Raw genomic sequence first — 21,118 nt, 5'->3', positions numbered from 1 at the left:
ATTTTCGTTGCAAAGACACGCCGATGCGCATGTTCGCTTTATCTCTCGCAGTTGCCACAGCCGCCACTTGCCTCTCGGCATGTCAAACGCTGACGCCAGAGCAGCGGCGCGCCGCCGACGAGACGCAATGCCTACATTATGGTTTCAGACGTGGCACGGATGGCTTCGCGGCGTGCCTGCAACGCATCGATCTCTATCGCCGTGCACAGGCCCGCTACGACAGTGATATGCTCATGATGCAGATGGCTTACGATCTCGACCATCCTTACTATGGCCGCCGATACTGGCGCCATTGGTAATCACCGCCTGCGCCGCGGCCAGCCGCGCGATCGGCACGCGGAAAGGTGAGCAGGACACGTAGTCCAATCCAATTTCCTCGCAAAAATGGATGGATGCGGGATCGCCGCCATGCTCGCCGCAGATTCCGAGCTTCATGTCGTTGCGCGTCCGTCTGCCGCGTTCGGCGGCAATGCGGATCAATTCCCCGACACCATCGAAATCCAGCGAAATGAAGGGATCGTGTTCGATGATTCCCTTGCGCTGATAGGTGGGAATGAAGGCGGATGCATCATCGCGCGAGATGCCGAAGGTCGTCTGCGTCAGGTCGTTGGTGCCGAAGGAGAAGAATTCCGCCGCTTCTGCAATGATATGGGCTCTGAGAGCTGCGCGCGGCAGTTCGATCATCGTGCCGACCAAGTAGTCGATCCGCATGCCCGCCTCCGCCATTACATCCCCGGCGATGGCATCGATGCGCTCCTTGACATAGTCCAGTTCCGAGCGCAGCCCGACAAGCGGCACCATGATCTCTGGCACGACAGCCGCACCCGTTTCATGGGCTGCCGCGACGGCCGCCTCGAAAATGGCGCGCGCCTGCATTTCGACAATTTCAGGATAGGAGATTGCCAACCGGCAGCCGCGATGCCCAAGCATCGGATTGAATTCGTGCAGCGCATCGACGCGTTGGCGCAGCGCCGCAGCGTCCATGCCCATCGCAGCGGCAACGTCTGCGATCTCCTCGTCCGTCTTCGGCAGGAATTCGTGCAATGGCGGGTCGAGCAGCCGGATCGTCACCGGCAGTCCATGCATGACGTTGAAAAGGCTGGTGAAATCGTGCCGTTGCACCGGCAACAGCCTGTCGAGAGCGGTACGGCGGCCGGTCTCGTCCTCAGCAAGGATCATCTCACGCATCAGATGAATACGGTCGCCCTCGAAGAACATGTGCTCGGTGCGGCAAAGGCCGATGCCCTCGGCCCCGAAGGAGCGAGCTGCGCGCGCGTCTGCCGGCGTATCGGCATTCGTGCGCACGGTCATGCGGCGTGCCCGATCGGCCCAGTGCATGATGCGCCCGAAATCACCCGAAAGCTCCGGCTGGACCATCTGCACGTCGCCCTTCAGCACCTGTCCAGCCGAGCCGTCGATGGTGATGACATCGCCCTTCTTCAGCGTGACACCGACGCCGATCAGGCGCTCGTTGCGGGCGTCGATGCGCATGCTGCCGGCCCCGACGACACAGGGGATACCCATGCCACGCGCGACGACGGCGGCATGGCTGGTCATGCCGCCACGCGTCGTCAGAATGCCCTCGGCCGCATGCATCCCATGGATGTCTTCGGGACTGGTCTCGACGCGCAGCAGGATGACTTTGCGCCCCTCCTCGGACGCCGTCACAGCCTCCTCGGCCGTGAAGACGATTTCACCGGTGGCTGCGCCGGGCGACGCAGGCAAGCCGCTGCCGATGACCTCGCGTGCCACACGCGGATCGATCGTCGGATGCAGCAGTTGATCCAGGGACGAAGGTTCGATGCGAAGCACCGCCTCCTCCTCGGTGATCACCTTCTCATCTACCATGTCGACGGCGATCTTCATCGCCGCGCGCGTGGAGCGCTTGCCGGACCGCGTCTGCAGCATCCAGAGCTTTCCGCGCTCGATGGTGAACTCGATATCCTGCATGTCGCGATAATGCGCTTCAAGCTCGGAACAGATGCGCGACAGCTCCTTGAAGGCATCCGGCATCAGCTTTTCCATAGACGGCCGCTCGGAGCCGGAACTGATGCGGCCTTCCTCGGTAATGCTCTGCGGCGTGCGGATGCCGGCGACGACATCCTCGCCCTGCGCATTGACGAGGAATTCGCCGTAGAGCGACTTGTCGCCCGTTGAAGGATTGCGCGTGAAGGCAACACCCGTCGCGGACGAATTGCCATGATTGCCGAAGACCATGGCCTGGATGTTGATCGCCGTTCCCCAGCCTTCGGGAATATTGTGAAGCTGGCGATAGGTAACGGCGCGGGCGCTCATCCAACTGGCGAATACGGCGCCGACTGCCCCCCAAAGCTGCACCTCGGGATCCTGGGGAAACTCCAAACCCAGTTCTTCCTCAATCACGCTCTTGTAGAGCGAGACCACGTGCTGCCATTCGCTGGCGGTCAGTTCGGTGTCGAACTCATAGCCAAGGCGCGCCTTCTCATCCTCGAGTACCTCCTCGAACACCTCATGATCGAGACGCATGACGACGTCGGCATACATCTGGATGAAACGCCGGTAGCTATCCCAGGCGAAACGTGCGTCGCCGGCGTCGTGGCCGAGCGCCTGGACGGTTTCGTCGTTGAGGCCGAGATTGAGGACGGTGTCCATCATCCCCGGCATCGAAACCCGCGCTCCGGAGCGCACGGACAGCAGCAGCGGCCGATCACCCGCGCCGAACCGCCGGCCGGTGATTTCCTCGATGCGTTCGATGCCGGCGCGGACCTGCACTTTCAGCTCTTCGGCAATCTGGCGCTCGTTCTTGTAGTAAGCAGAGCAGGCGTCAGAGATGATCGTCAGACCGGGAGGGACAGGAAGGCCGAGATTGCACATCTCCGCGAGGTTTGCGCCTTTGCCGCCCAAGCGCTCACCGTCGAGGGCACGACCCTCTGCCTGACCACTGCCAAATATATAGACCCACTTGGTCATATTCCCCCCAACACCAAATCCGGATCAACTTAATCCGTTGGTGTTGAAATGAAAATCGACAAATGCGGCCGAAATGTTGCGACGCACAATAACTGCGACAGACTGAAGCGATTGAAGGGAGAAAAAGCTTTGCGGGACTGCAACAAAGTCCCGCAAAGCCTTATGTCCGTCCGGCCAGGAAAACCGGACGGGGGGTTCCGCCCATACGACTGTCAGAGCCAAAAGCATATTGCTCCGAGCGCGTCGCCCAGGAAACTATGCAGCCGATAGCCATTCGCGGTAATTCGGCGGCGACATGAAGCAATCTCTAATACAAGATCGGTACAAAAACATCATCTGAAGGGGGAGATATCCCAATTCCGACAGACTTTTTTTGGGCTTTTCTCGGCCGCTTGCTCAGGCGATCTCACGCAGTTGCTCGGCCGTCTGAAGATCGACCGACACGAGCTGCGATACCCCTTGCTCCGCCATCGTCACGCCGAACAGCCTGTTCATGCGCGCCATGGTGATCGGATTGTGAGTGATGATGACGAAACGCGTCTCGGTGGACGCAGCCATTTCGTCCATCAGGTTGCAATAGCGCTCGACATTGTGGTCGTCCAGTGGGGCGTCCACTTCGTCCAGAACGCAGATCGGTGCCGGATTGGTCAAGAAAACTGCAAAGATCAGCGCCATTGCCGTCAGCGCCTGCTCGCCGCCCGAAAGGAGCGTCATCGTCTGCGGCTTCTTGCCTGGCGGACGGGCGAGGATTTCGAGACCGGCTTCGAGCGGATCGTCGGACTCGATCAGCTGCAGTTCGGCCGTGCCTCCGCCGAAAAGATGGGTGAAGAGGCGCTGGAACTGGCCGTTGACGACATCAAACGCAGCGATCAGCCGCTCGCGGCCCTCGCGATTGAGGCTCTGGATCGCGCCACGCAACTTGCGGATCGCGTCGATCACGTCGTCTCGTTCCTTGATCAGTGCCTCGAGTTTCCCGCTCAGCTCCTTCTGCTCTTCCTCGGCGCGCAGGTTGACCGCGCCAAGTCGCTCGCGCTCCATCTTGAGGCGTTCGAGTTCGCGCTCGACCTCGCGAAGGTCAGGTGCGGCCTGCAGCGTCTCAAGTCCGGTAAGCCGAAGTGCCTCATGTGGCGCGACGTTCAGGGTCTCGCGAATTCGCGCCTCAGTTTCCTGCCGCTTTTCACGGGCGGACACCAGGCGTTCTTCGGCGCGACCGCGGCGCTCGCGGCTCTCGGCGAGCTCGGAGAGAGCCGTCGCCGCCTTGTGGTCGGCATCGCGCTGCACGAACTCGGCTTCGGCAAGCACGTCGGCTGCCTGGCGGCGCGCTTCCTCGGTCTTCTGGAGTTCGTTCAGCAGCGCGCGTCGCTTGTCATCGAACTCATCGGGAGCCATTTCGAGCTCGGCCGCTTCCTCGCGCGCTTCCTGCTCGCGGTCGCGAAGCGTGGCGATGTGACCCTCTGCGCTCGCGGCGCGCTGGCGCCAGGTCTCGCGTTCCTGCCCGATGGCAACGATGCGGCGCTGGCGGGCCTCGTTTTCGCGGTTGAGGCTTTCGTGGCGGGCCCGTGCTTCGGCGAGCGCGCCACGGTCGGTCGCGACTTCGACCTGCTGCGACCGAAGCCGCTCGTCGATCGCCGTCAGATCAGGGGCATCTTCCAGCTCGACACGGGCGTTCTCTTCCTGGATCGAGAGATCCTCAAGCTGGATCTGAAGCTGGCTAACCGCTTCGGCGATGACATCGCGGCGACGGATGAGATCGCCGGAGGCTCGTTCCGCCACGGCCAACGCTTCGCGCGCCTCGGCGAGTTGCCGGGCGGAGATGCGGCTTGTGTCGCGCGCCTCGGCGAGGCGCTGTTCTTGAAGGCCAATGGCATCGACCGCGCCCGCCAACCGTTCCTCTGCCTCGGTGAGTATGTCGCGGGCAAGTGCGGCTTCGTTTTCCAGTTCGGCGAGGCGGTTCTTCTGCGCCAGCCGCAGCGCGGCCGCGCTCGGGGCATCGGCACCGGCGACATGGCCGTCCCAGCGGTAGACGGCGCCCTCCTTGGTCACGAGACGCTGGCCGGGCTTAAGGTCCCTCATCAAGGCTGCAGCATCCGAACTGGAGACAAGGCCGATTTGCTTCAGGCGACGCATCAGCGGGGCAGGAGCGCGAACATAGTCAATCAGCGGCGTCGTGCCGGCTGGCAGCGCCGGATCCGCGCCACCGTCGCCATTGCCAGACCAATGGGCCGGCGCCTTGGGATCAAGCGGGGATTCAATGTCGTCCCCCAGCGCGGCGCCGAGCGCCGTTTCAAAGCCGCGGTCGACGCGCAGCTGATCGGCGGCCGTCGCAAATTCGCCTGCGGCGGCACCGGCAGCGAGCATGCGCGAAATGGTCCGGGCTTCGGTTTCGATGGCGTTCAGCTTGGCTCGCGCCTGATCGACTGGTGATCGGCAAAGAGCTTCGGTCCTGCGGGCAGCGGCCAAGGCCTGCTCGACACCCTGGATCGCGGCTTCCGCCTCGGCAACAGCCTGCTCGCCCGCCTCCACCACGGCCCGCTTCTCGTCCGGATCGGGCAGGCTGGCAATCTTTTCGCCGATTGCGGAGAGCTCGCGATTGGCCTCGTCCATCTGCCGCTCAAGGCGCATCTTGCGATCGGCAAGGTCGCGGATGGCGCGCTCGAGTTGGTTGCGCCCAGCTGCAGCCTCGGCGCGTTCGGCCGTCAGCACGGCAAAGACACGCTCGCTGTCGGCAAGCTTGGCGGCCGCCTCTTCGAAAGCCTCGCGCGTCTCTTCGGCCAGACGACCGGAATCGGCAAGGATCTCGGTGATTTCGGTCTCTTCGGCATCGAGCCTCGCCAAGATTGCGGCGTTGTCTGCGACCAGCCGCTCCTCGCGGCGAATGTCCTCGCCGAGCTGCGCAAGGCGGCGGGTCAGTTCATCGCGACGGCGCAGGATGCGGTTGGCATCCTCCTCGAGCTGCGTCTTGGCGATCTGCAGGCGCTGCAGCGCGGCAGCGGCACGCGCTTCGCCCTCGCGCAGTTCCGGCAGCTTGAGGCTCGCAATGCCCTGGGCCTTGGCAGTCTCCATCTGCATCTGCGCCTTCTCGGCGACGATGACCGTGGCCTGATTGAGCGCGCTATCGGCCTCGGCTTCCGCTTCCTTGGCCTGAACCCATCGGATATGCAGAAGCATCGCTTCGCGGGCGCGGATATCTGCGGACAGCGACTTGAAGCGGCTCGCCTGACGGGCCTGACGCTTCAAGCTCTCGATCTGGCTCTCAAGCTGAGAGGTTACGTCGTCGAGGCGTTCGAGATTGCTTTCGGCGGCACGCAGGCGAAGCTCGGCTTCATGCCGGCGCGAATGCAGGCCGGAAATGCCGGCGGCCTCTTCCAGGAGCTGGCGGCGGGCCTGCGGCTTTGCCGAGATCAGCTCACCGATACGCCCCTGCCCCACCATCGACGGCGAACGGGCGCCGGTGGAGGCATCGGCGAAGAGAAGCTGCACATCCTTGGCGCGGCTTTCCTTGCCGTTGATGCGATAGATCGATCCCTGCTCGCGTTCGATACGGCGAGTGACCTGGATTTCGTCGCTATCGTTGAAGGCGGCAGGCGCGGTGCGCTCGCCATTGTCGAGATAGAGCGCGACTTCGGCTGTGTTGCGGGCAGGACGATTGCCGGAGCCGGAAAATATGACGTCGTCCATCCCGGACGCACGCATGTTCTTGTAGGAATTCTCGCCCATCACCCAGCGGAGCGCTTCGACGAGGTTCGACTTGCCGCAACCGTTCGGGCCGACGACACCGGTCAATCCGCGCTCGATGATGAATTCGGTGGGTTCTACGAAAGACTTGAAGCCGACGACGCGAAGCCTGTTGAACTTCATGCGACGTCCCCGCGCCGCACAAAGCAAACGACGGGCGCACGGCTTCCGCCGTCGCCCGTCGATCGGATACGGTTCAGTTTAGAGCAGGCTGTCGATAAGGGCCGACATGGTGTCAACCGTCATGTCTCCAGAATAGCGCTTGCCGTTGATGAGGAAAGTCGGTGTGGCATTGACGCCAAACTCCTTGGAACCCCTTTCCCGCGTTGCGTTCACTTCATCCAGCAGCTTCTGGTTCGTCAAGCACTTCGTGAAGCTATCCTCAGTAAATCCGGCAAGTTTGGACATCTGAAGCAGTGCAGCGCGGCCATCGTCGGCGGCAGCCCAGGTCTGCTGCTGCTTGAACAGCATGGCGACCATCGGAAAATACTGTTCGGCCGTGCTCAATTCTTCCGGCTTGGAAGGATTGCAGCGGGCCAGCATGAAGGCGGCAGCCGCACGCGGATCAAACGGGAATTCGCGGATGATGAACCGCACCTTGCCCGTATCGACGTACTTTTTCTTGATTTCGTCGAAGGTCGTCGTGTGGAAGTGGGCGCAGTGCGGGCAGGTCATCGACATGTATTCGACGATCGTGACCGGGGCGTCTTCCTTGCCGAGTGCCATTTCCGGCAACTCGCCCGCCTTCAGCACGGCGGCCATGTCGACGTCGCCATCGGACTGCGGCATTTCGGTGGCGGCATGCGCGGTGCCGAAACCGGCAAGGGTCGTCGCGGTCGCGGCAGCCACGCCGCCCAGGAGCTGGCGTTTCGTCAGTTGCATTTCGGAAATCGGCATGAAGTTCCCCATGAATGAGAGTAGTGGCTGACAGTGCGATATAACGGCTCGAAGCCCTGAACAAGGCACGCTTCGCCAACTTTCTTCAAAGAATTGTGACCTTGGTTGGACGGCCAGATTAAATCGCGGACAGAATTGCCGCGACAATACTTGGAAGGCGCTAGCGATCGCGCTTCCCCAGCACGGCCGTGCCGAGACGCTTCACCGCTTCGCGCAGCCTGTCACCCTCGATGCCCTCCATCATATCCTCCAGCTTTGCGGCCGCCGCACCCTTCAGAGGCGGGGGCGTGCGGGAGCGCTTGACCGCCTGATAGACAGGCTTCTGGACGATGCGGATCTGGTGAACGGCGGCGAAGCCGAAGAAACTGTTGACGCGTTGGATGAGTTCGCCCTGCGCATGGGTCAAAAAGAGTGCTCGGGCGCCCTCGCAGGCGATCGTGAGCACGCCCGGACGGAATCCTCCGTCATCATTGCCGCGCGCCCAGGCAATCTTTTCCGGCCGGGTGCAATCGGCAAATTCCGCGCCGGCGATCTCGTCCCACGAGCCGAGCAGCGCCGTGTTGATGCCGGCGCGCTTTGCAAGCACCGGATCGATCAGCCCGTTCGCCAATTCGGCGATCTGCTTTTCACCTTTGCGTGGATAACTCATCGAAACCTTCACATCGCGCTGCCATCCGGCACCACTGCCTTGATCGCGCGGCATTGCTTCGCCAAGTATAGGGCACTTCCCCTGACGACGGCAAATGATGACATCAAAGACACTGGACGCGCCCGCCGCCAAGCCCCTTCTCGACTGGTATGACCGGCACCATCGAGACCTGCCGTGGCGGGTTTCGCCGCCGATGGCGGCGCGCGGCATCAAGGCCGACCCCTATCATGTCTGGCTCTCCGAGGTGATGTTGCAGCAGACCACGGTGCCAGCGGTAAAGCCCTACTTCGCCAACTTCCTGGCACGTTGGCCGACCGTGCGGGATCTTGCCGATGCCGCCAGCGAAGACGTGATGGCGGCCTGGGCCGGGCTCGGATATTACGCCCGCGCCCGCAACCTCAAGAAATGCGCCGAGGCCGTGGCACGCGACCATGATGGCGTCTTTCCAAGCACCGAAGAGGGTCTGAAATCGCTTCCCGGCATCGGCGACTATACCGCTGCCGCAGTGGCGGCGATCGCCTTCAACCGGCAAGCCGCGGTCATGGACGGTAATGTCGAGCGTGTGATCTCCCGCCTGTTTTCGATCGCCACGCCGCTGCCCGCAGCCAAGCCACTGATGAAGCAGAAGGTTGCGCTACTGACGCCGCAGCACCGGCCCGGCGACTTTGCGCAGGCAATGATGGATCTCGGCGCCACCATCTGCACGCCGAAGCGGCCAGCTTGTTCGCTCTGTCCCTTCCGGGGATCGTGCGAAGCGTTGCGGCTGCACGATCCTGAGCATTTCCCGGTCAAGGCGGCCAAGAAAGAAAAGCCGGTCCGACATGGCGCGGCCTTCATCGCGGTGACGGCGGATGGCGACATCTTGCTGCGGCGGCGCATCGAGAGCGGCCTGCTCGGCGGCATGACCGAAGTGCCGACGACGAATTGGACTGCGCGACAGGACGGAACGACGTCGGCCGACGCGGCGCCTTTCCCGGCGGCCTGGGAGCCTTGCGGGACCGTGATCCACGTCTTCACCCATTTCGAACTCCGGCTTTCGATCTACCGGGTCGCGATCCCGTTGCTAATTCAAACAGATAACGGTTGGTGGGAAGCGGTTACAAATCTTGACTCGCAGGCGCTGCCGACTGTCATGAAAAAAGCAATCGCCGCGGCTATCCCGCTCGCGTTCAAACATGCCAAGGATTAATCGATGCCCATTGATCATATTGTTTTCGACATCGGAAAAGTTCTCATCCATTACGATCCGAGTATTCCGTTCAGCCGCCTCATTCCTGATGACGGCGAGCGCAAGTGGTTCTTCGAGAATGTCTGCACCCATGATTGGAACGTCGAGCAGGACCGCGGCCGCACCTGGGCCGATGCCGAAGCCCTGCTGATCGAGGTTCATCCGGATCATGAGGAGCATATCCGCGCGTTCCGGAAGCACTGGCATGAGATGGTCCCGCACCCCTACCACGACAGCGTCGCGATCATGGAGGGCCTGATTGCCGACGGCAAGGATGTGACGATGCTGACCAACTTCGCATCCGACACCTTCCGCGAGGCACAGGTCCGCTTCCCGTTCCTGACCAAGCCGCGCGGCGTCACGGTCTCCGGCGACGTCGGCCTGATCAAACCCGATATCGCGATCTACGAAACGCATGCGAAGAGCTTCGGCCTCGATCCGGCGGCGACGATCTTCATTGACGACTCCGCCCCCAACGTCGAGGGCGCCAAAGCCGCCGGCTGGAATGCCGTTCTCTTCACCGGCGCCGACAAGCTGCGTGCCGATCTTGCGGCGTACGGCGTGAGGGTCTGACCATGGCATTCGATCCGGTTGAGGAAATCAAGCGCTTCCACGGCGCCATCAATGCGCTCGATTTCGATACGATCGAGAACTGCTTCGCGGAAGATGCGACCTATGTCTCGAATGGTGTTGGAAGCCTTTCCGGCCGAGCCGACATCATGGTCGCCTTCCGCAAGTATTTCGACGACTACCCGGACCAGACGGCAATCGACACGCTGGTCGAGAAGGTCAGCCCGAATGCCGGCCGCGCCGTGTGGTCGGTTCGCGCGACGCACAGCAAGACGGGAAAACCGTTGGTGCGGGAGGGCGAAGAGACGATCACCTTCAACGAAGATGGTCGTGTCACCCACGTCGAAGTGACGGACTATCAGGCGTTCTGAAAAAACGCCGCGGAAAGATAGAAGACGAGGACAAGAGAGAGCCACAGGTCGGAGATCATGGCGATGTTCCTCGACCGGTTTCTGGTCGGCTCAAGGAGATGCTTGAGACCGGCAAGCCCGTAGAACAGGCTGCCGGTAATCGCTGCCGGGACAATCCACTGCGGCTCGAAGAGGCTGAGCAAGCCGAACATACCGATCGACAGGTTGCCAAAGCCGATCTCCTGCACCAGCGACTGGGCTTTATGATCGGTCACACCGAAAATCGTCTCGGCCGTGAAGGCCGGATTGATGATCTGCTTCAGGCTGGCAACAAGCAGACGCAGGCCTAGGCCCCAGAAGACGAACCATTTTCCGACGAGGAAGACGAGGTTGGCATCTGTGCTCCAGAGCGCTTCGGCGACAACGGAGCCCAACGGCAGAACAAGCATCAGCAACAGTATGATCGCAAAATACATGGCGGGTTCCTTGCCTGCTTCGGATCATCAGTCGCCGATACATGACACGGAATTGCGCTGCCGCGCGAGCCAAAATGAAGAGCGCCCGGGGTGTTGATCCCCGGGCGCCAGGCCTTCTTCCGTAACTGGAGGTACAAAACACCGGAAGAAGGCAGTCTCGATCAGGTCGAGGCGCGTGTCATTCCGCCTTTGCCAGATCACTGCGTATAACGGACCGCAACTCGTCGATCGGGCGCAGGGACTGCCCGTCGTCGAAGTGCCAGAATGTCCATCCGTTGCATGCATCAAGGCCCTGGACCTTTGCCCCAAGGCGATGAATGGAACCTGCCTCGCCACCGGAGGCGACAGTGCCGTCAGCGCGAACGATCGCGCTGTAACGGCGTCTCGCATCGGTCAGCACCTGGCCGGGCTTGATCAAACCACTTTCGACCAACACGTTGAAAGCCACGCGGACTTCCTGCTTCTTGCCGGTCATGACGGTCAGTTCGGCCTTGCCGAGCGGCTCGACCGCTTCGATGCGAGCAAAAGCCGCGTCGATGTAATCCTGCTCGCGCTCGATGCCAACGAAGTGGCGGCCGAGGCGCTTGGCGACGGCGCCCGTCGTGCCCGAGCCGAAGAACGGGTCAAGGATGATGTCGCCTGGCTTCGAGGAGGCCATGATGACGCGGGCAAGCAGCGCTTCCGGCTTCTGTGTCGGATGCACCTTCTTGCCGTCGTTGCCCTTCAGGCGCTCATTGCCGCTGCAGATCGGGAACAGCCAGTCAGAGCGCATCTGCACGTCGTCGTTCGCCGCCTTCATTGCGTCGTAGTTGAACGTGTAGCCCTTGGCCTTGGCGTTCGGGCTCGCCCAGATCATCGTCTCATGCGCGTTCTGGAAGCGACGGCCCTTGAAGTTCGGCATCGGGTTGGTCTTGCGCCAGACGATGTCGTTCAGGATCCAGAAGTTCAGGTCCTGCAGCGTGGCGCCGACGCGGAAAATATTGTGATAGGAGCCGATCACCCAGATCGTGCCCGTCGGCTTCAGCACGCGGCGGCAGGCGAGCAGCCAGGCGCGGGTGAAGGCATCGTAGGCTTCGAAGGAGGCAAACTGATCCCATTCGTCATCGACGGCGTCGACCAGCGACTGATCGGGACGATGCAAGGTGCCGCCGAGCTGGAGGTTGTAGGGCGGGTCAGCGAAAATGACGTCTACGGAGTGGTTCGGCAGGGCTTCAAGGGCAGCAACGCAATCGCCCTTGATGATCGTGTCGATCCAGGAGTCCGGCTTTGCGGAGGCCTTGAGATCGGCAAGCGGAAATACTGACGCCATCTGGAAACTCGCTCATACATATTACGCTTTTACTGTCTGTTATGGTTACTCAGTTTGGTTACCAAAGCCTGAAGGCGTGAGCGATTTCGGGAAAATAACTCGTCTCGTGGAAAACCGCAGCGGAATGCTATCGATAGATGACATGAGAAGGAGCGAAACAATCGGACGATTGAAGCGCAACCCCGAAGCGATCCGCGCACTCGGTGCTACTTCGCTTTATCTCTTTGGCTCGGTAGCCCGTGATGAGGCGGAACGGGAAAGTGATATCGATCTGTTCATCGATTACGACCCGAGCAGTCGTTTCAACGCTTTCGATCTGATCGGCATCAAGCTGATGCTCGAGGAAAGGCTCGACGCCGACATTACAACGCGTGACGGTTTACATCCGCGCCTTCGATCCAGGATCGAAAAATCGGCCATGCAGGTCTTTTGATGCCGCGCGACATCAGGCACGTGCTCGATGATATGCGCGAGACGGTTGAAGGCATCGTACATGCGCCTGCCGGTCCTTCTTCGACTACCAGAATGACTGGCCGCTTCGCCATGACTGCAACGCGCTATTGAAATCATCTCGGAAGCAAGCCGAGCCCTGCCATAAGACGTCATGGCAATCCATCCAAAGGTTTCTTGGCCGCACGTCAAAGCAATCGGAACCGGCGTGCGCCACGAATAATACGGTCTCTCCGGCAAGATCCTTCAGGGTGTCGTCGTCGATGAGATTCCGCGGCGCCGTCGACGATCTGTGCAAGCGTTTCGCGAACGAGGCCTAAGTGGCGACGTCATGCACCTTGCGGCTATCGGCGGGAGCTTCCGCTCGCTCGCTCATGCCGTAGTCGCGGACGATATGCCCGATGCGCAGCCGATAGTCCGCGAAGACACCGTTGCGGCCGGCGTGCTGGGCGGCGCGATGCGCCTCCAGGTTTCGCCATGCCCCTACTGCCTCTTCATCGCGCCAGAAGGACAGCGAGAGCAGCTTGCCGCGGTTGGTGAGGCTTTCGAAGCGCTCGATCGAGATGAAGCCGTCGATCTTTTCCAGTTCACCCCGAAGCTTGCCGGCGAGATCGAGATAGGTGTGGCGCTCGCCCATGAAGGGCAGGACTTCGAAGATTACAGCGATCATGGCATCACCAGCTTTGCGTGAGGCAGGGAAATGTTCCTGAGGAAGATGCGATCTTCCTTCAGGAGAAAACGTTCGCGTTTGGCAAACTCATAGTTTTCCTTGCCGAGCGGATCTGTGGCAAGACGAGTGCGATAGGCTTCGTAAGCGGCGAGGCTCTCGATGTTGTAGACGCCGTAGGCGGTCGTCGCCGAGCCCTCATGCGGTGCAAAATAACCGATCAGATCGGCACCGTTGCGCGGGATCGCCTGGCCCCAGTTGCGGGCATATTCGGCAAAGGCGTCCTTCTTGAACGGATCGATCTCATAGCGGATGAAACAGGTAATCATCGTCGTCTCCTCGTTATCTGGAAACCTTTTTCGCACATTGCCGGACGACGATGCTTCGGTTAAGATCGAAGTATGAATGAAGGACCTGACATAGCCCAGATCGGTGCGCTGATCGGCGACCCCGCCCGTGCCAACATGCTGACCGCGCTAATGGGCGGCAAGGCGTTGACGGCGACAGAGCTCGCAGCGGTGGGCGGCATTACCGTGCAGACCGCAAGCACGCACCTCGCCAAGCTCGAGGCAGGCAATCTGCTCGTGCAACGCAAGCAGGGCCGCCATCGCTATTTCACCTTGGCAGATGACAGCGTCGGCAAATTCCTGGAAAACATCATGGGCTTTGCGGCCGGGCGCGGCCATCTGCGCTACAAGCCAGGGCCGAAGGAGCCGGCCTTGCGCAAAGCCCGCATCTGCTACGATCACCTCGCCGGCGATTACGGGGTGCGGATGCTGGACAGCCTGATTGCCCGTGGCGCGATCGATGCGATCGGCGAAGGCCTTGAATTAACGGAGAACGGCGAAAGCGAACTGAGGCGCATTGGCATAGATGTGCATGCCCTGAAGTCGTCGCGCCGACCGCTCTGCCGCTCTTGCCTGGACTGGAGCGAGCGACGGGCGCATCTCGCCGGCAGCCTCGGCAAGGCGCTGCTTTCCAATTTCCTGGAGAAGGGTTGGGCCCGTCGCACCGCGAAAAGCCGCTCCGTCATATTTTCCCCGGAAGGCGAACGACAGTTTCTCGCCCTGTTTCCCGCCACCAAATAGCCGCGACGACCGCAAGATCCAAGCCGCCCGCGGCGCGCAATCCAGCCATGCCCTGCTATCGGTTGAGCTTCGCCCAGGCATCGTGTAAAGGGGCATCATCCCAAACAAGGCGCGAGTAAATGGACGGCTTCGACCTCATCATCTTCGACTGCGACGGCGTTCTGGTCGATTCGGAAATCATCGCTGCGGATGTGGAATCCAAGCTTCTCACCGAAGCGGGCTACCCGATCAGCGTCGAGGAAATGGGCGAGCGCTTCGCGGGCATGACCTGGCAGAACATTCTCTTCCAGGTCGAGCGCGAGGCCAGCATTCCGATTCCGGCCTCCCTGCTTGATAAGTCCGAGAAGCTGCTCGATCTCCGTCTGGAGCAAGAGGTGCAGGCGATATCAGGCGCCGAAACCGCGATTTCGCGACTGAAGCTGAAGCGTTGCATCTGCTCGAACTCCGGCAGCGCGCGGCTCGACATGATGCTCGGCAAGGTGGGCTTGAAGCCCCTCTTTGCGCCCCACATCTTCTCGGCGAAGGACCTCGGACCCGATCGCGTGAAGCCAAAGCCGGACATCTTCCTGCACGGCGCCAAGCAGATGGGCGTTTCGCCTGATCGCGCCGTTGTCGTCGAAGATTCCGTTCATGGCATCCACGCCGCGCGGGCTGCGGGCATGCGCGTCATCGGCTTTACCGGCGCCTCGCACACCTATCCCGCCCATGCCGACAAGCTGACCGATGCCGGCGCTGAAACGGTGATTTCCCGCATGAGCGATCTGCCCGGCGTCGTCGCCGCGCTCGCCGAGTGGGAAGGCGTTTTGTAACTCAGCTTGCTCTCGAGCGCAGGCGGCGCTCGCGCCCAGCCCTATCCGAAGCTAGTTCCAAGCCGGTCGCAGAAGCCGAAGCTCTGCGCCCCCTTTGCGGCGGGAACTACGATGAATTGCGCCGTCGCAGCGGAACTTCTGCTCTCTGCATCGCGACAAAGCGGACCTATTCAGATATCGAAGCAACAATCTCCGTTCAATGGGGCTGTCTCGCATGAACGTTTCCGTGGAATTGTGCTCTCTTCCCGAACTCGACGATCGGATCACCGTTGTCAGGGCAGGAGACGAAGTTGATGCCATGTTCGTACGCACCGAGAGACTCAACGTCCTGATCGACACGCTCGGAACGCCTGAGCTGTGCCGGATGGCGCTGGACCTACTTGGTGAGGAAGTGCGCGCACGTCCCTTGGTCGTCGTCAACTCACACATGGACTGGGATCACTTCTGGGGCAACGCCGCGATTGCAGGGAAAGCCCTTGTCGTGGCCCACGCTGCAGCGCGTGAACGGTTGAGTGATCCGTCTTCTTTTCAGGTTCTGAAAGATAAGACACGTGAGGATGCGCGATTTCGAAACGTCGAACTGATAGGTCCAGACATTACCTTTTCAGGTTCAATGGTCCTTCGTGGCGGCGATCTGACGCTCGAGTTAATTCATACACCGGGGCATACGCCTGACCATATTGCGGTATGGATTCCTGAAATCCGCGTGTGCTTGGCCGTCGACGCCGTGGAGTACCCCATCCCGGAAGTCTGGGGCAGAAATGCGCGTGATCTTCGGCTGATCTGCTCATCCCTCGAACGAATACGCGACTTGGACGCAGAATTCGTCATCCCTGCCCATGGGAGGACGCTTTCTCCTTCGACGGTGAACGAAAACTTGTTATACTTCAAAGCATTAGCCGGCTGCGTCGAAAATTTAAGCGAGGCACAGCTAGCGAATCCCGAGCTAGGCAAATCAACTGGCCTTCGGCTTCAGGATTTCGTCGCAATCCCGGCCGACATGGCACCGCACGTGGTGGAATTCTATGAAAAATGCCACGAAACCAACCTCGGCGCGACGGTTCAGGCGCGCATAGAAGGGTTGAATATCGCATAAGAGAGCCGCTCGCGGCCTGCTGTAACGAGCGGCTTCATTGGCTGGTTCACGCACAATTCCACAGGAAGCATCGTGGATCTGGCTCCGAACCTTTGCTTTTCCGCAGATCTGCGCTGTTGCACAAGCCGTGTTCGGTCATCGACCGAGCCACGACCCTGCCGATCGCCTCGGCGGGGTGATCTTCCTTGAGGGAGTGTGCGCCGGCGCCCAGCTTGACCAGGCGGCGGTTTTGAAGGCCAGCCACAAATTCCTCCGCAAAGGCTACACTTTCAAGCTGAGGGCGCCCGACAAAATCTCGAAACGCGCCGGGAGCTGCCCGGGCGCTTCGCCGTCGCTGTCGATAGGGACCGCGGCCTTGCCAATCGGCCAAGCCTCAACGAGCCTGGCGCGATGGATGCTGACAAGCGGGCTCTTGAGGTGACCGCCACTGTAGATGCTGTTCATCAGCGACAGCACCTTCAGCCTGCCCGCACCGCGGATGATGACCACGTCGAACAGGCCATCGGCGACATCCGCGTCGGGAGCCACCTTCATACCGCCACCGAACCAGGCGCCATTGGCAACGGCGACCGCCGTGATCGGACCCTCGTAAATATCCTCTTCATCGAGCCGAAGGCGGATATTGGGAGGGTTGTAGCGCAGGATCTGCAGCAGGCTGTGGAAGAAGAAAACTGTCGGCCCCGGCAGGCGTCTGCCCCTGCGCGCCGCATTGACGGCACGCACGATATGACCGGACACGCCAAAGCTCGCGATGTTGGCGAAGTGGCGCGCGACCGTATCGCCGTCCTCATCGTCGCAGGTGAGCAATCCGGCATCGATCTGCCGAACGGAAGGAGAGATCAGATCATGGGCAATCTTGGCAGGATCGCGCGACATCGGAAAATTGCGGGCAAAATCACATCCGGTGCCAGTGGCGATGAAAGAGAAAGCCGTGGCCGGCCGATGCGACTTCAAAATGCCGCCGGCCACCTCGCCGATCGTCCCGTCGCCACCGACGGCGATCACCAGATCGGCCCCGTCATCCGCCAGTTCGCGCCCGAAGCGTTCGGCATCGCCGAAGCCCTTGGTTTCACGCAGGCTAAGATCGGTAAATCTCGCCTCAATGGCGCGCCGCAGCGCCGACCAGAACAACCTCTTCCCGCGACGGCCCGAAGCCGGATTCAATACGATACCGATTTTCAAGCGATCTGCTCTCCCCGCGCCGGCCAGCATGGCGATGCGGAAACACGGGCGTTCCTTAGGTCTTCTTTTTCTTGCTCGTCGGCACCGGCCCCTGGTCGAAGCCAATGTTCACACGAACCAGCGCGCCGGAACCGACCGGCAGCTTGATGCCGTCCTTGCGGAACAAGGCCTGCGTGGCTCCCGAGCCGACCTCGACCGGGAAATTCGTCACCTCCGAATAGAGCGCGTCCTCACCGTCGTAGACCGTGATGCGAACCGGGAGTGTGATCTTGCCGGACGAACCGCTCGGACCAGCGAGAACGCGAAGCTGCGCTACCACGGTCATCGTCAGGTTCGTGTCGTTCAGGCTGCACTGGCGCGTGTAGTCGCCGATCGATGCCTGGTAGGCAAGTTTCTGCGCATCGCCGGTCTTGGCGCCGCCCGCATAGGTGCGGAAGATCGCATCACTGTCCTTCATGAACATCTGCGGGCACGCACCCTGGACGACGGGGGCAGTTGTGCCCGACGCAGTCGTGGCGGTACCGATCGAAGGATTGTTGGACGACGGATTGGCCGGCGCCAGCGGCATGATCTGCCCATTGCCATTCGGCTGGGCTGGTGGCGTTGCGCTGTCTGAGCCACCGCCGACACCGAGTGAATTGCAGCCGGCGAGCATTGTCGCAAACGAAGCCGAAACGATGAGACGCGAGACCTTGCCAAGCACGATTATTCCACCCTCTCCACAAAGTTTTTTGGCAGGCCCAATCACTTGATGGCAGGCCTTTCGTGACAGTTTGCGATGGTCTATATCAGCGGCGCAAACAAAAATCGATTGGGTAAGAACCGTTTTGATGCACATTTCGGGATCGCAGGCGACGGCCGGCAGGGCAAGCGAGATGCGGCGCGAGGCATACTTTCCCTCCAACCCGGACTTTCTCCGGCCGGCACATCAAGGATGACGACAGTGGATTATATCTCGACCCGCGGCGAAGCCCCTTCCCTCGGTTTCTGCGATGCATTGCTGGCGGGTCTGGCGCGCGATGGCGGCCTCTATGTGCCGCGCAAGTGGCCGCATTTCTCGAAAAAGGAAATCCGCGCGCTTCGCGGCAAGAGCTATCAGGAGGTCGCCTTTGCGATCCTGTCGCCCTTCACCAACGGCGAAATTCCGGATGAAACCTTCCGCGCGATGATCGATGAGGCCTACGGCACTTTCCGCCACCCGGCGATCGCCCCGCTCGTGCAGACCGGCCCGAACAGCTTCATCATGGAGCTCTTCCACGGCACGACGCTGGCGTTCAAGGATGTCGCCATGCAGCTGCTCGCCCGCTTGATGGACTACGCGCTGGAAAAGCGCGGCGAGCGCGCGACCATCGTCGGCGCCACCTCGGGCGACACGGGAGGAGCTGCGATCGACGCCTTTGCCGGCCGCGAACGCACGGACATTTTCATCCTCTTCCCGCACGGCAAGGTCTCGCCGGTGCAGCAGCGCCAGATGACGACCTCCACCGCCTCCAACGTTCACGCGCTTGCCGTCGAAGGCAATTTCGACGACTGCCAGAACCTCGTCAAAGCGATGTTCAACGACGCGCCGTTCCGCGACCGCGTCAAGCTCTCCGGCGTCAACTCGATCAACTGGGCCCGCATCATGGCCCAGATCGTCTACTACTTCACGACGGCAATCGCGCTCGGCGGGCCGGATCGTAAGATCTCGTTTACCGTACCGACCGGCAATTTCGGCGACATCTTTGCCGGTTACTGCGCAGGGCGCATGGGCCTGCCGATCGGCAAGCTGGTGGTCGCCACCAACGAGAACGATATCCTCGACCGCACGCTGAAAACCGGCCGCTACGAGATGAAGGCCGTCAAGGCCACGACCTCGCCGTCGATGGACATCCAGATCTCCTCGAACTTCGAGCGGCTGCTGTTCGAAGCCTATGATCGCGACGCCTCGAAGGTTCGCGCAGCGATGGACAGCCTGAAGCAGTCCAGCGGCTTCGAAATTGGAAAGGATGCCCTAGCCTTCATCAAGAAGGACTTCCGCGCCGGCCGCGCCAGCGAGAAGCAGGTCGCCCAGACGATCAAGAAAACCTACGCCGAAACCGGCTATCTTCTCGATCCGCATTCGGCGATCGGCATCTTCGTTGCAGGAAAGCACGAGAAGCCGAACACGCCGATGGTGACCCTTGCCACCGCACACCCGGCGAAATTCCCCGCCGCCGTAAAATCGGCCTGCGGTATTGACCCCGCGCTTCCGACGTGGCTTGCTGATCTGATGCACAAGGAGGAGCGCTTTCAGATTGTGAAGCCTGAGCTCAAAGCCATTGAGACCTTCATCGGCGAGCATGCTCGGGCCTAAGTAACGCAGGCGCAGAAAGATAGCCAATGACAGTTGAGTGCACCCGGCTCAAATCCGGGCTGACAGTAGTCACACAGACCATGCCGCATCTGGAAAGCGTTGCGCTGGGAGTTTGGATCAAATCGGGATCGCGCAACGAGACGACAGACGAGCATGGCATCGCCCACCTGCTCGAGCATATGGCCTTCAAGGGCACTGCACGCCGCAGCGCCCGTGAAATCGCCGAAGAAATCGAGGATGTCGGCGGCGAGGTCAATGCCGCGACCTCCACGGAAACGACCTCCTACTATGCCCGCGTCCTCAAGGACCACGTGCCGCTCGCGGTCGACATCCTTGCCGATATCCTGACGGAATCGGCCTTCGAGGAGGAAGAACTCGAGCGCGAAAAGCAGGTCATCCTGCAGGAAATCAACGCCGCGAACGACACGCCTGACGACGTGGTTTTCGACAAGTTTTCCGAGACCGCCTATCGCGACCAGACACTCGGCCGGGCGATCCTCGGCACACCGCAGACGGTGGTTTCGTTCACGCCGCAGCAGATTCGCGGCTATCTCAGCCGCAACTACACGACCGACCGGATGTTCGTCGTCGCGACCGGGGCCGTCCAGCATGACGAATTCGTTCGCATGGTCGAGGAACGCTTCGCCAGCCTTCCGACGTCTCCATCGGCAACGCCCGTCATGGAGCCGGCAAAATATATCGGCGGCAATATCCGCGAGACGCGCGACCTGATGGATGCGCAGATTTTGCTTGGCTTCGAAGGCAAGGCCTATCACGCCCGCGACTTCTACTGTTCGCAGATTCTCGCCAACATCCTCGGCGGCGGCATGTCGTCTCGCCTGTTCCAGGAAGTGCGGGAGATCCGCGGCCTCTGCTACTCCATCTATGCCTTCCACTGGGGCTTTTCCGATACCGGCATCTTCGGCATCCATGCCGCCACCGGCGGCGAGAACCTGCCGGAACTGGTGCCCGTTATCATTGACGAGCTGCACAAGTCGGCAGCGACCATCGAGCAGAAGGAAATCGAACGCGCCCGCGCCCAGATCCGCGCCCAGCTGCTGATGGGCCAGGAAAGCCCTGCTGCCCGCGCCGGCCAGATCGCAAGGCAAATGATGCTCTACGGCCGCCCCATTTCCAACCCGGAGATGATGGAACGGTTGGAAGGCATCACGGTCGAACGGTTGACGGATCTTGCAGGACGCCTGTTCTTCGACACCGTGCCGACGCTCTCGGCCATCGGCCCGCTCGAACATCTGGCGCCGATGGAAGACATCGCCGCGTCTCTTTCCTCGCCCGCTCCTCAGAGCAAACAGGCCCTCGTCTGATCC

19 protein-coding genes and 1 pseudogene are annotated in these 21,118 nt (G+C 61.2%); 10 read left to right on the top strand and 10 right to left on the bottom strand.

Going from position 1 to position 21,118, the window contains the following annotated elements:
* Positions 1-23: 23 nt before the first annotated feature.
* Complete coding sequence (locus ACSQ9D_RS03070) at positions 24-299, top strand: hypothetical protein (protein WP_436281107.1); 276 nt, start codon at positions 24-26, stop codon at positions 297-299.
* Here the strand turns inward: ACSQ9D_RS03070 and ppdK are convergent.
* The 4 genes from ppdK to ACSQ9D_RS03050 form a co-directional block, all read right to left on the bottom strand.
* Positions 232-2,949, bottom strand: a complete 2,718-nt coding sequence (gene ppdK, locus ACSQ9D_RS03065; protein ID WP_436281106.1) for a pyruvate, phosphate dikinase — start codon at positions 2,947-2,949, stop codon at positions 232-234. The genes ACSQ9D_RS03070 and ppdK overlap by 68 nt on opposite strands.
* 396 nt (positions 2,950-3,345) lie before the next feature.
* Entirely contained in the window at positions 3,346-6,807 is a 3,462-nt protein-coding gene (locus tag ACSQ9D_RS03060; RefSeq protein ID WP_436281105.1) for a chromosome segregation SMC family protein, read from the bottom strand.
* 78 nt (positions 6,808-6,885) lie between these two features.
* Entirely contained in the window at positions 6,886-7,581 is a 696-nt protein-coding gene (locus tag ACSQ9D_RS03055) for a DsbA family protein (RefSeq protein ID WP_436281104.1), read from the bottom strand.
* Between the two features lie 160 nt (positions 7,582-7,741).
* Positions 7,742-8,230 carry a DUF721 domain-containing protein gene (locus ACSQ9D_RS03050; RefSeq protein ID WP_436281103.1) on the bottom strand — a complete coding sequence of 163 codons (489 nt, stop codon included), beginning with the start codon at positions 8,228-8,230 and terminating at the stop codon, positions 7,742-7,744.
* A 97-nt stretch (positions 8,231-8,327) separates the two neighbouring features.
* Between ACSQ9D_RS03050 and mutY the strand changes: the two genes are divergently transcribed.
* Genes mutY through ACSQ9D_RS03035 form a run of 3 tightly spaced genes read left to right on the top strand, consistent with a single transcriptional unit; the run spans position 8,328 to position 10,399 of the window.
* Positions 8,328-9,419, top strand: coding sequence for an A/G-specific adenine glycosylase (gene mutY, locus ACSQ9D_RS03045; RefSeq protein ID WP_436283754.1), 1,092 nt, complete (start codon positions 8,328-8,330; stop codon positions 9,417-9,419).
* Between the two features lie 3 nt (positions 9,420-9,422).
* Complete coding sequence (locus tag ACSQ9D_RS03040; protein WP_436281102.1) at positions 9,423-10,031, top strand: HAD family hydrolase; 609 nt, start codon at positions 9,423-9,425, stop codon at positions 10,029-10,031.
* A gap of 2 nt (positions 10,032-10,033) precedes the next feature.
* Positions 10,034-10,399: a nuclear transport factor 2 family protein gene (locus ACSQ9D_RS03035; protein WP_436281101.1), complete on the top strand. Its 366-nt coding sequence runs from the start codon at positions 10,034-10,036 to the stop codon at positions 10,397-10,399.
* Here ACSQ9D_RS03035 and ACSQ9D_RS03030 read toward each other — a convergent pair.
* Complete coding sequence (locus ACSQ9D_RS03030) at positions 10,387-10,854, bottom strand: DUF6790 family protein (protein ID WP_436281100.1); 468 nt, start codon at positions 10,852-10,854, stop codon at positions 10,387-10,389. The genes ACSQ9D_RS03035 and ACSQ9D_RS03030 overlap by 13 nt on opposite strands.
* Positions 10,855-11,032: 178 nt before the next feature.
* A complete protein-coding gene (locus tag ACSQ9D_RS03025) occupies positions 11,033-12,163 on the bottom strand; it encodes a site-specific DNA-methyltransferase (RefSeq protein WP_436281099.1) in 1,131 nt (376 codons plus the stop codon).
* A 142-nt stretch (positions 12,164-12,305) separates the two neighbouring features.
* Between ACSQ9D_RS03025 and ACSQ9D_RS03020 the strand changes: the two genes are divergently transcribed.
* Positions 12,306-12,596 (top strand): nucleotidyltransferase family protein, encoded by a 291-nt coding sequence (locus ACSQ9D_RS03020; RefSeq protein WP_436283753.1) that lies wholly within the window; start codon positions 12,306-12,308, stop codon positions 12,594-12,596.
* 333 nt (positions 12,597-12,929) lie between these two features.
* Here ACSQ9D_RS03020 and ACSQ9D_RS03015 read toward each other — a convergent pair whose 3' ends face one another.
* Both ACSQ9D_RS03015 and ACSQ9D_RS03010 read right to left on the bottom strand, forming a co-directional pair.
* The gene (locus ACSQ9D_RS03015; protein ID WP_436281098.1) at positions 12,930-13,283 is read right to left on the bottom strand and encodes an antibiotic biosynthesis monooxygenase family protein; all 354 of its coding nucleotides are present in this window, start codon (positions 13,281-13,283) and stop codon (positions 12,930-12,932) included.
* A complete protein-coding gene (locus ACSQ9D_RS03010) occupies positions 13,280-13,609 on the bottom strand; it encodes an NIPSNAP family protein (RefSeq protein WP_037122702.1) in 330 nt (109 codons plus the stop codon). Before ACSQ9D_RS03010 ends, ACSQ9D_RS03015 begins: the two co-directional genes overlap by 4 nt.
* Before the next feature lie 72 nt (positions 13,610-13,681).
* On the opposite strand from ACSQ9D_RS03010, the gene ACSQ9D_RS03005 reads away from it, so the two are divergent.
* From ACSQ9D_RS03005 to ACSQ9D_RS02995, 3 genes are all read left to right on the top strand, one after another.
* Positions 13,682-14,368 (top strand): ArsR/SmtB family transcription factor, encoded by a 687-nt coding sequence (locus tag ACSQ9D_RS03005; protein ID WP_436281097.1) that lies wholly within the window; start codon positions 13,682-13,684, stop codon positions 14,366-14,368.
* 119 nt (positions 14,369-14,487) lie between these two features.
* Positions 14,488-15,177, top strand: a complete 690-nt coding sequence (locus ACSQ9D_RS03000; protein WP_436281096.1) for an HAD family hydrolase — start codon at positions 14,488-14,490, stop codon at positions 15,175-15,177.
* 214 nt (positions 15,178-15,391) lie between these two features.
* Complete coding sequence (locus ACSQ9D_RS02995) at positions 15,392-16,273, top strand: MBL fold metallo-hydrolase (RefSeq protein WP_436281095.1); 882 nt, start codon at positions 15,392-15,394, stop codon at positions 16,271-16,273.
* Between the two features lie 261 nt (positions 16,274-16,534).
* On the opposite strand, the gene ACSQ9D_RS02990 is transcribed toward ACSQ9D_RS02995, so the two are convergent.
* Together ACSQ9D_RS02990 and ACSQ9D_RS02985 are read right to left on the bottom strand one after the other, a co-directional pair.
* Entirely contained in the window at positions 16,535-17,455 is a 921-nt protein-coding gene (locus ACSQ9D_RS02990) for a diacylglycerol/lipid kinase family protein (protein WP_436281094.1), read from the bottom strand.
* Between the two features lie 55 nt (positions 17,456-17,510).
* Positions 17,511-18,161, bottom strand: a complete 651-nt coding sequence (locus tag ACSQ9D_RS02985; RefSeq protein ID WP_197066096.1) for a hypothetical protein — start codon at positions 18,159-18,161, stop codon at positions 17,511-17,513.
* Between the two features lie 228 nt (positions 18,162-18,389).
* Here ACSQ9D_RS02985 and thrC point away from each other — a divergent pair.
* Together thrC and ACSQ9D_RS02975 are read left to right on the top strand one after the other, a co-directional pair.
* Positions 18,390-19,813, top strand: a pseudogene (gene thrC / locus ACSQ9D_RS02980) (threonine synthase).
* 3 nt (positions 19,814-19,816) lie between these two features.
* Positions 19,817-21,115, top strand: a complete 1,299-nt coding sequence (locus ACSQ9D_RS02975; RefSeq protein WP_024315824.1) for a M16 family metallopeptidase — start codon at positions 19,817-19,819, stop codon at positions 21,113-21,115.
* Positions 21,116-21,118 lie beyond the last annotated feature (3 nt).

This window comes from Rhizobium sp. LjRoot258, from assembly GCF_964254185.1.
Lineage (GTDB): Bacteria > Pseudomonadota > Alphaproteobacteria > Rhizobiales > Rhizobiaceae > Rhizobium.
This window is presented reverse-complemented; position numbering and strand designations above follow the sequence as displayed.

What these genes read in the sequence shown, in the direction of transcription:
- ACSQ9D_RS03070 (WP_436281107.1), top strand. Translation starts at nt 24, where the DNA reads ATGCGCATGTTCGCTTTATCTCTCGCAGTTGCCACAGCCGCCACTTGC.
- ppdK (WP_436281106.1), bottom strand. Translation starts at nt 2,949, where the DNA reads ATGACCAAGTGGGTCTATATATTTGGCAGTGGTCAGGCAGAGGGTCGT.
- ACSQ9D_RS03060 (WP_436281105.1), bottom strand. Translation starts at nt 6,807, where the DNA reads ATGAAGTTCAACAGGCTTCGCGTCGTCGGCTTCAAGTCTTTCGTAGAA.
- ACSQ9D_RS03055 (WP_436281104.1), bottom strand. Translation starts at nt 7,581, where the DNA reads ATGCCGATTTCCGAAATGCAACTGACGAAACGCCAGCTCCTGGGCGGC.
- ACSQ9D_RS03050 (WP_436281103.1), bottom strand. Translation starts at nt 8,230, where the DNA reads ATGAGTTATCCACGCAAAGGTGAAAAGCAGATCGCCGAATTGGCGAAC.
- mutY (WP_436283754.1), top strand. Translation starts at nt 8,328, where the DNA reads ATGACATCAAAGACACTGGACGCGCCCGCCGCCAAGCCCCTTCTCGAC.
- ACSQ9D_RS03040 (WP_436281102.1), top strand. Translation starts at nt 9,423, where the DNA reads ATGCCCATTGATCATATTGTTTTCGACATCGGAAAAGTTCTCATCCAT.
- ACSQ9D_RS03035 (WP_436281101.1), top strand. Translation starts at nt 10,034, where the DNA reads ATGGCATTCGATCCGGTTGAGGAAATCAAGCGCTTCCACGGCGCCATC.
- ACSQ9D_RS03030 (WP_436281100.1), bottom strand. Translation starts at nt 10,854, where the DNA reads ATGTATTTTGCGATCATACTGTTGCTGATGCTTGTTCTGCCGTTGGGC.
- ACSQ9D_RS03025 (WP_436281099.1), bottom strand. Translation starts at nt 12,163, where the DNA reads ATGGCGTCAGTATTTCCGCTTGCCGATCTCAAGGCCTCCGCAAAGCCG.
- ACSQ9D_RS03020 (WP_436283753.1), top strand. Translation starts at nt 12,306, where the DNA reads ATGAGAAGGAGCGAAACAATCGGACGATTGAAGCGCAACCCCGAAGCG.
- ACSQ9D_RS03015 (WP_436281098.1), bottom strand. Translation starts at nt 13,283, where the DNA reads ATGATCGCTGTAATCTTCGAAGTCCTGCCCTTCATGGGCGAGCGCCAC.
- ACSQ9D_RS03010 (WP_037122702.1), bottom strand. Translation starts at nt 13,609, where the DNA reads ATGATTACCTGTTTCATCCGCTATGAGATCGATCCGTTCAAGAAGGAC.
- ACSQ9D_RS03005 (WP_436281097.1), top strand. Translation starts at nt 13,682, where the DNA reads ATGAATGAAGGACCTGACATAGCCCAGATCGGTGCGCTGATCGGCGAC.
- ACSQ9D_RS03000 (WP_436281096.1), top strand. Translation starts at nt 14,488, where the DNA reads ATGGACGGCTTCGACCTCATCATCTTCGACTGCGACGGCGTTCTGGTC.
- ACSQ9D_RS02995 (WP_436281095.1), top strand. Translation starts at nt 15,392, where the DNA reads ATGAACGTTTCCGTGGAATTGTGCTCTCTTCCCGAACTCGACGATCGG.
- ACSQ9D_RS02975 (WP_024315824.1), top strand. Translation starts at nt 19,817, where the DNA reads ATGACAGTTGAGTGCACCCGGCTCAAATCCGGGCTGACAGTAGTCACA.